9 protein-coding genes are annotated in these 7,969 nt (G+C 66.4%); 7 read left to right on the top strand and 2 right to left on the bottom strand.

Annotated elements, in window-relative coordinates; all coding sequences use genetic code 11:
• From QOD90_RS09425 to QOD90_RS09395, 7 genes are all read left to right on the top strand, one after another.
• Positions 1-1,468: vitamin B12 dependent-methionine synthase activation domain-containing protein (locus tag QOD90_RS09425; protein WP_526348941.1), on the top strand; the 1,468-nt coding region annotated here is incomplete at its 5' end.
• A 2-nt stretch (positions 1,469-1,470) separates the two neighbouring features.
• Positions 1,471-2,163 carry an HAD family hydrolase gene (locus QOD90_RS09420; RefSeq protein ID WP_526348939.1) on the top strand — a complete coding sequence of 231 codons (693 nt, stop codon included), beginning with the start codon at positions 1,471-1,473 and terminating at the stop codon, positions 2,161-2,163.
• Between the two features lie 75 nt (positions 2,164-2,238).
• Positions 2,239-3,711, top strand: coding sequence for a sugar porter family MFS transporter (locus QOD90_RS09415; protein ID WP_526348937.1), 1,473 nt, complete (start codon positions 2,239-2,241; stop codon positions 3,709-3,711).
• Between the two features lie 54 nt (positions 3,712-3,765).
• A complete protein-coding gene (locus QOD90_RS09410; protein WP_526348935.1) occupies positions 3,766-4,047 on the top strand; it encodes a phosphoribosyl-ATP diphosphatase in 282 nt (93 codons plus the stop codon).
• An 8-nt stretch (positions 4,048-4,055) separates the two neighbouring features.
• Positions 4,056-4,907, top strand: a complete 852-nt coding sequence (hisG, locus tag QOD90_RS09405; RefSeq protein WP_526348933.1) for an ATP phosphoribosyltransferase — start codon at positions 4,056-4,058, stop codon at positions 4,905-4,907.
• Positions 4,908-4,931: 24 nt separating this feature from the next.
• The gene (locus QOD90_RS09400) at positions 4,932-5,414 is read left to right on the top strand and encodes a DUF4126 family protein (protein ID WP_526348931.1); all 483 of its coding nucleotides are present in this window, start codon (positions 4,932-4,934) and stop codon (positions 5,412-5,414) included.
• Positions 5,415-5,425: 11 nt separating this feature from the next.
• Positions 5,426-6,805, top strand: a complete 1,380-nt coding sequence (locus tag QOD90_RS09395) for an FAD-containing oxidoreductase (RefSeq protein WP_526348929.1) — start codon at positions 5,426-5,428, stop codon at positions 6,803-6,805.
• On the opposite strand, the gene QOD90_RS09390 is transcribed toward QOD90_RS09395, so the two are convergent.
• The gene (locus QOD90_RS09390) at positions 6,756-7,409 is read right to left on the bottom strand and encodes a flavodoxin family protein (protein ID WP_526348927.1); all 654 of its coding nucleotides are present in this window, start codon (positions 7,407-7,409) and stop codon (positions 6,756-6,758) included. The genes QOD90_RS09395 and QOD90_RS09390 overlap by 50 nt on opposite strands.
• A gap of 11 nt (positions 7,410-7,420) precedes the next feature.
• Complete coding sequence (locus QOD90_RS09385) at positions 7,421-7,921, bottom strand: SRPBCC family protein (RefSeq protein ID WP_526348925.1); 501 nt, start codon at positions 7,919-7,921, stop codon at positions 7,421-7,423.
• Between the last annotated feature and the right edge of the window lie 48 nt (positions 7,922-7,969).

Below are 7,969 nucleotides of genomic sequence, written 5' to 3'. Positions count from 1 at the left end.
GAAAGACACCAACGGCACGATCATCATGGCGACCGTCAAGGGCGACGTGCACGACATCGGCAAGAACATCGTCGGGGTCGTCCTGCAGTGCAACAACTACGAAGTGATCGACCTCGGGGTGATGGTGCCTGCCCAGAAGATCCTGGACGCGGCGAAGGAACACAACGCCGACATCATCGGGCTGTCCGGGCTGATCACCCCGTCGCTGGACGAGATGGTCAACTTCGCCGTCGAGATGGAGCGTCAGGGGCTGGAGATCCCGCTGCTGATCGGTGGCGCGACCACGTCGCGCGCCCACACGGCGGTGAAGGTGTCGCCGCGTCGGAGCGGTCCGGTGATCTGGGTCAAGGACGCGTCCCGCTCGGTGCCGGTCGCCGCCGCGCTTCTCGACGACAAGCAGCGTCCAGCCCTGCTGGAGGCCACCGAGACCGACTATGCAGCCCTGCGCGAACGGCACGCGCAGAAGAGCGAGCGGCCGATGCTGACGTTGGAGAAGGCCAGGGCGAACCGGACGCCGATCGAGTGGGACGGCTACCAGCCGCCAGTGCCCGCCCAGGGCACGGGAGTACGAGAGTTTCTCGACTACGACCTCGCCGAGCTGCGCGAGTACATCGACTGGCAACCGTTCTTCAACGCCTGGGAGATGAAGGGCCGCTTCCCCGACATCCTCAACAACCCGGTCTCGGGCGAGACCGCCCGCAAGTTGTACGACGACGCCCAGGAGATGCTCGACACCCTGATCAAGGAGAAGTGGCTGACCGCCAACGGCGTGATCGGGTTCTTCCCGGCGAACGCGGTCGGCGACGACGTCGAGGTCTACACCGACGAGACCCGGACCGAAGTGCTGACCACGTTGCACAACCTGCGCCAGCAGGGCGAGCACCGGCCCGGCATCCCGAACCGGAGCCTCGGCGACTTCGTTGCGCCCAAGGCCACCGGTCTGGCTGACCACGTCGGTGCCTTCGCCGTCACCACGGGGCTCGGCAGCGCAGCCAAGATCGTCGAGTTCAAGGCGGCCAACGACGACTACAACGCGATCCTGCTGGAGTCGCTCGCCGACCGGCTGGCCGAGGCTTTCGCCGAACGGATGCACCAACGGGTCCGCAAGGAGTTCTGGGGCTATCAGCCCGACGAGCAGCTGGACAACGAGGCGCTCATCGGTGAGAAGTACTCAGGCATCCGCCCGGCCCCCGGCTACCCGGCCTGCCCGGAGCACACCGAGAAGGCGACGCTCTGGGAGTTGATGGACGTCAAGGAGCGGACCGGCATCGAGCTGACCGAGTCGATGGCGATGTGGCCCGGTGCTGCCGTCAGCGGCTGGTACTTCAGCCATCCGCAGTCGCAGTACTTCGTGGTCGGCCGGCTGGCCCAGGACCAGGTCGCCGACTACGCGAAGCGCAAGGGCTGGACGCTGCAGGAAGCCGAGCGTTGGCTCGGCCCCAACCTCGGCTACAACCCGGAGGACTGAGCATGCACGCGGTCCTCTGGGACATGGACGGCACGCTCGTCGACTCCGAAAAGCTTTGGGACATCTCGCTTCAAGCGCTGTACGCGCGGCTAGGGGGCGTGCTGACGCCCGAGGTGCGGGAGACCACGGTGGGCAGCTCGTCGGAGGGGCTGATGCGCATCGTGTACACCGATCTCGGTCTGGATCACGATCCGCTCGCGATGGAGGAGTCGGCGGACTGGTTGCACGACTACACCGGTGAGCTGTTCGAGGAGGGCTTGACCTGGCTGCCCGGTGCGCGCGAGATGCTCGACGCGTTGACGGCGGCCGGCGTCCCCATGGCATTGGTGACGAACACCCGCCGCGGGCTCACCGAGCGCGCGCTCAAGAGCATTGGCAGCCACTACTTCTCGGCGTCGGTGTGTGGTGACGAGGTCGAGCACGCCAAGCCGGCGCCGGACATCTATCGACGGGCCGCTGAGTTGCTCGGCTTCGATCCGGCCCAGTGCCTGGCCATCGAGGACTCGGTGACGGGGTCGCAGGCAGCCGAGGCCGCGGGATGCCCCGTCGTGGTGGTGCCCAACGACGTCGAGGTGCCGGAGGGCCCACGGCGTCGGCACGTGGCGTCGTTGGCCGAGGTGGACGTCGACGCGTTACGCGCAATCCACGAGCAGCTGAGTGGACAGCTTGACGCGGTCGTCTCCGATCGGAGTTGAGATCCGGCCATTTCGGTCGACGCAGTGTCCTATCGTGGTGTGACAGGCATCACGCAGCGCTGCGAAAGGACACCCATGGCTGGCCAGGGACCCCCCGTCGACGACTCGACGTCGGCGATAAGCGACGACGACTTCTCCTCGGGCGGCACCGCCGTCCGCATCGCGTCCGTCGCAGCACTGGGCGGCCTGCTGTTTGGTTACGACAGCGCCGTCATCAACGGCGCGGTCAAGTCGATCGAGGAACAATTCAAGATTGGTTCGATCGAATTGGGATTCGCCGTGGCGTCGGCGCTCCTCGGCGCCGCGGTCGGCGCGATGACGGCGGGCCGCATCGCCGACAAGATCGGGCGCATCTCGGTGATGAAGATCGCCGCGGTGCTGTTCTTCATCAGCGCGCTCGGAACCGCATTCGCGCCCGAAGTCTTCACCCTCGTCATCTTCCGCGTCATCGGCGGCATCGGAGTCGGGGTCGCCTCGGTGATCGCTCCCGCCTACATCGCCGAGACGTCGCCGCCCCGGATTCGAGGCAGGTTGGGCTCCCTGCAGCAACTCGCGATCGTGCTGGGTATCTTCCTGTCCTTCGCCGTCAACACCCTGCTGCAGACGATCGCGGGCGGTGCCGGTGAGGACCTGTGGTTCGGCCTCGACGCGTGGCGGTGGATGTTCCTGGTCATGGCGGTGCCCGCCGTCGTATACGGGGGACTCTCGTTCACGATTCCGGAGTCGCCGCGTTATCTCGTTGCCAGCCATAAGATCCCGGAAGCCCGCAGGGTGCTGAACCTGCTGCTCGGAGAGAAGAACCTCGAGATCACCATCGATCGCATCAAGGAGACTCTCGAGCGCGAAGACAAGCCGTCCTGGCGTGACCTGAAGAAGCCGACCGGCGGCATCTACGGCATCGTGTGGGTGGGTCTCGGGCTGTCGGTCTTCCAGCAGTTCGTCGGCATCAACGTGATCTTCTACTACTCGAACGTGCTGTGGCAGGCGGTCGGCTTCAGCGAGAGCGACGCGGCCTGGTCCACCGTCATCACGTCGGTGGTCAACGTGCTGACGACGCTCATCGCCATTGCACTGATCGACAAGATCGGCCGCAAACCGCTGCTGATCATCGGTTCTGTCGGAATGGCCGTCACCCTGTTGACCATGTCCGTCATCTTCGCCAACGCCACGGTGGGTGCCGACGGCATCCCGAGCCTCCCCGAGGGGACCAACGTCATTGCGCTGATCGCGGCGAACCTGTTCGTCGTCGCGTTCGGCATGTCGTGGGGCCCGGTGGTCTGGGTGTTGCTCGGCGAGATGTTCCCCAACCGCATCCGCGCCGCCGCCCTCGGCTTGGCCGCGGCCGGTCAGTGGGTAGCCAACTGGCTGATCACCGTGTCGTTCCCCGAACTGCGGAGTCACCTGGGCCTCGCGTACGGCTTCTACGGCCTTTGCGCGGTGCTGTCCGGACTGTTCGTGTGGAAGTGGGTCATGGAGACGAAGGGCGTTTCGCTGGAGGACATGCACGGCGCGATCGTCGCCCCTGCGAAGCCAGGAGCGAACGCCTGAGCGACCCGCGAGCGACGGCCTCGGCGAAACCGCCGTGACTTCGCCGTGGTGGGCGTGGAACAATCGCCTGCCGTGAAGACCTTCGACGCGTTGTTCGCCGAACTCAGCGAGCGCGCGCGCACCCGCCCTGCAGGAAGTGGCACCGTCAAAGCATTGGACGGTGGTGTGCACGGGCTGGGCAAGAAGGTCCTCGAGGAGGCCGGCGAGGTGTGGCTCGCCGCCGAGCACGAGGGTGATGACGCGCTGGCGGGGGAGATCAGCCAGCTCCTGTACTGGACGCAGGTTCTGATGATTTCCCGCGGTCTGACCCTCGACGACGTCTACGCGAAGTTATGACCCACGACATGCTTCGCGTCGCGGTCCCCAACAAGGGCGCGCTCAGCGAGTCGGCCGCAGAGATCCTGTCCGAGGCCGGCTATCGGCGTCGCCGCGATCCCAAGGATCTGACCGTCGTGGATCCCGCCAACAACGTGGAATTCTTCTTTCTGCGGCCTAAGGACATCGCGATCTACGTCGGGTCGGGAGAGCTGGACTTCGGGATCACGGGGCGCGACCTTGCTGCGGAATCGGATGCATCGGTGCAGGAGCGCCTGGCGCTCGGGTTCGGTTCGTCGAGTTTCCGCTATGCGGCGCCGAGCGGCCATGACTGGACGATCGACGGATTGGCGGGCAAACGGATTGCCACTGCATACCCGAACCTGGTCCGAAAGGATCTGGCCGCCAAGGGCATTGAGGCCACGGTGATCCGCCTCGACGGCGCGGTGGAGATCTCGGTGCAACTCGGCCTTGCCGACGTCATCGCCGACATCGTCGGGACGGGTCGCACGCTCGGCCTACATGGCCTGGTGGCGTTCGGTGAACCGTTGTGTGATTCCGAGGCCATCCTGATCGAGCGGGCGGACCCCGACGCCGCGACGGCAGCGGCGCGCAGTCAGCTTGCGGGTCGGGTTCAGGGCGTGGTGTTCGGCCAGCAGTACCTGATGCTCGACTACGACTGTCCGCGTACGGTTCTGGAGCGCGCCACCGCAGTCACACCGGGACTGGAGTCGCCCACCATCGCGCCGTTGGCCGATCCGGCGTGGGTGGCGGTGCGCGCGCTGGTGCCGCGAAGGACCGTCAACGCCATCATGGACGAGCTGGCCGAGATCGGTGCCAAGGCAATCTTGGCGTCTGACATAAGGTTCTGCCGCTTCTGACCCAATGCTGCTAGCGTCCTGCCCATGACGCACGTGTTGGTACTCCTCCTCGCGTTACTCATCGGTGTCGTGGCAGGCCTGCGGGCACTGACGCCGCCCGCGGTCGTCGCGTGGGGCGCAGCGCTGGGCTGGCTCCCGCTCGACGGCACCTGGGCGCAGTGGGTCGGCCACCCCATCACGGTGACCGTGTTGACCATCCTGTTGGTGGTCGAATTGATCACCGACCAACTGCCGTCGACGCCATCTCGCACGGTGCCGCCTCAGTTCGTCGCCCGCCTCGTCACGGGCGCGTTCGCGGGTGCGGTGGTCGGCGCCGGGTGGCACTACACCTTCAGCTCGATCGGGGCAGGTGTGATCGGTGCCGTGCTCGGCACGATGGGTGGCTATCAGGCACGCCACCGCCTGGTCGCCGCCAACGGTGGACACGACCTGCCCGTCGCACTTGGCGAGGACGTCATCGCGGTGCTCGGCGGATTCGCGGTGGTCGCCCTGGCTTCCGCGCTCTGAACGGCCCTGACGTGGCAACGAAATACGACGCCATCATCGTCGGCGCCGGGCAGGCCGGGCCGCCACTGGCAGGCAGGCTGACCGCGGCGGGCCAGTCCGTCGCGGTGATCGAGCGCAAACTCGTCGGTGGAACGTGCGTGAACTATGGCTGCATACCGACCAAGACGCTGGTGGCCAGCGCGCATACGGCACACACTGCGCGCCGGGGTGCGGACTATGGCATCGCCACCGGCGACGTCACCGTCGACATGGCCCGAGTCAAGGCGCGCAAGGACAAGGTGATGCTCGACGACCGCCATGGCGTGGAGTCGTGGCTCGAAGGCATGGACGGATGCACCCTCATCCGCGGACATGCCCGCTTCGAGGGGCCGCGCACGATCCGCGTCGACGATCAGGTGCTCGAAGCCGACCGCGTCTTCCTCAACGTCGGTGGCCGGGCGACCGTCCCCGACATTCCCGGGCTGTCCGACGTCGACTACCTCACCAACGTCGGCATCCTCGATCTCGACGTCCTGCCGGAACACCTGGTGATCGTCGGCGCCAGCTACATCGGGCTGGAGTTCGCCCAGATGTACCGGCGCTTCGGCGCGCGGGTCAGCGTCGTGGAGCGAGGGCCGAGGGTCACGTCGCGCGAGGACGAGGACGTGTCCGCCGCCATCCAGCAGATCCTCGAAGCCGAGGGGATCGACGTGCACCTCGATGCCACCGGGATGCGGATCACCAAGCACACCAACGGATCCAACGAGTTCGACCTGCATCCGCGCGAGGGTGCCGAGCCCATTTCGGGTAGCCATTTGCTGGTGGCGACCGGCAGGCAGCCCAACACCGACGACCTCGGGCTCGACGTCGCGGGGATCGAGACCGACGCGCGTGGGTACGTCACGGTCGACGACCAGTTACGCACCAGCGCCGACGGCGTGTGGGCGATGGGGGATTGCAACGGCAAGGGTGCCTTCACTCACACGTCGTACAACGACTTCGAGATCGTCGCCGCCAACCTGCTTGACGACGATCCCCGGCGGGTCAGCGACCGCGTTCAGACGTATGCGCTCTACATCGACCCGCCGCTCGGGCGTGCCGGGATGTCGGTCGCGGACGTCCGGGCGTCTGGCCGAAAGGCGTTGGTGGGCAAGCGTCCAATGACCAAGGTCGGACGGGCGGTCGAGAAGGGTGAGACGCAGGGCTTCATGAAGGTCCTCGTCGACGCCGAGACGAGCGAGATTCTCGGTGCCTCGATCCTGGGTGTCGGCGGTGACGAGGTCGTCCAGGACATCCTCGACGTGATGACCGCAAAGCTGCCCTACACGGCCATCTCGCGAACCATGCACATTCACCCCACCGTCAGCGAGCTGGTGCCGACGATGCTGCAAGAGCTGAGCCCGCTGGATTAGGTTGCATGGCAAGGCGTCCCGAAACCATCTGCCGGGTCACCATGGCGACGCGACGACCGAGGTGTTCGCAGGTGCGAACGTCCGCGGGGTGTACCTGATCCGAGTCGGCGTCGACGTCGGTTTGCGTGCCTGCGCCAAGCCAAAAACCGAGCCGGTTGATGTCGTGCTCGCTGCCGGTCGAGGTGTTCCAGCCTGCGCCGAGGCCCAGGTTGACCCAGTGCATGTGATGCTGAGCGGCGAATACCGCGAGTGACACCAGAGATTGCAGCTTGTCGCCGCTCTTGGCACCGGAGTTGGTGAACCCTGCCGCCACCTTGTCGCGCCACGCTCCCTCGAGGCAACGCCGTCCGGTCTTCTCGGCGAAGGCCTGAAAGCCGGCCGAAACGTTGCCCATGTAGGTGGCGCTGCCGAAGATGATTCCGTCAGCCGTGTCGAGCACTTCCCAAGCGGAGTCGGTCATGGTGTCAACGGCGAGCGCGTTGACCGTCGCGCCGCCTGCCGTGGCACCTGCCGCCACCGCGCTCGCCAGGGTGGCGGTGTGTCCAAAGCCGGAGTGATAGACGACGGCCAACGTGACGGATCCGTGAGAGTCGTTGTGAGTCAAGGATGTTCCTTTCATCGTTCGGTGAATGCGACGCCCGAGATCGCCTCGTATCGCTGTGCCCAGTTGGGCAGGGGCTCGCCTGCCAGCAGTGCCGCCAACCGGTCCAGGAAGGCGTGGGTGCCCGACCGGAAGCCGCGTGCATTGGGCACGCTGAGCCCGCGGTGGCTGAATCGGAGCAGCGTTCCGGTGCCGTCGGGGTGGAGTTCGTATCGGACCACGCCGGGCTCGACGATCGCCTGGTGCCACTCGTGCTCGAACACGTGCGGTGGGTCCCACACCAGGATTCGTCCCGTCATCCGCTTCACGTCCGGTGGCAGCGGCGGTCCGGTCGCGACGGTCTCGATCCTTCCGCCCTCTCGCGGTTCGATCACGGTCTTGCCCATCCACTGGTCGCGCTGATTCGGATCGGTGATCGCCGACCACACCTTCTCGACCGGGAACGGGAGCCGGCGCTCGAAGTGCAGGACGGCGCGATCGCCCTCGACGGTCAGGCGTCCCTCGGTGCCGGTCATGCTTCCTCGCTCGCTTCCAGGTGCCTCTCCAGGGCGTCGAGATGATTC

The organism is Mycobacterium sp. (assembly GCF_032161845.1).
In the GTDB taxonomy this organism is placed as follows: domain Bacteria; phylum Actinomycetota; class Actinomycetes; order Mycobacteriales; family Mycobacteriaceae; genus Mycobacterium.
Note: the sequence above shows the minus strand (reverse complement) of the source record. Positions and strands in the feature narration are given on the sequence as shown.

What these genes read in the sequence shown, in the direction of transcription:
- QOD90_RS09400 (WP_526348931.1), top strand. Translation starts at nt 4,932, where the DNA reads ATGACGCACGTGTTGGTACTCCTCCTCGCGTTACTCATCGGTGTCGTG.
- QOD90_RS09385 (WP_526348925.1), bottom strand. Translation starts at nt 7,921, where the DNA reads ATGACCGGCACCGAGGGACGCCTGACCGTCGAGGGCGATCGCGCCGTC.
- QOD90_RS09415 (WP_526348937.1), top strand. Translation starts at nt 2,239, where the DNA reads ATGGCTGGCCAGGGACCCCCCGTCGACGACTCGACGTCGGCGATAAGC.
- hisG (WP_526348933.1), top strand. Translation starts at nt 4,056, where the DNA reads ATGCTTCGCGTCGCGGTCCCCAACAAGGGCGCGCTCAGCGAGTCGGCC.
- QOD90_RS09420 (WP_526348939.1), top strand. Translation starts at nt 1,471, where the DNA reads ATGCACGCGGTCCTCTGGGACATGGACGGCACGCTCGTCGACTCCGAA.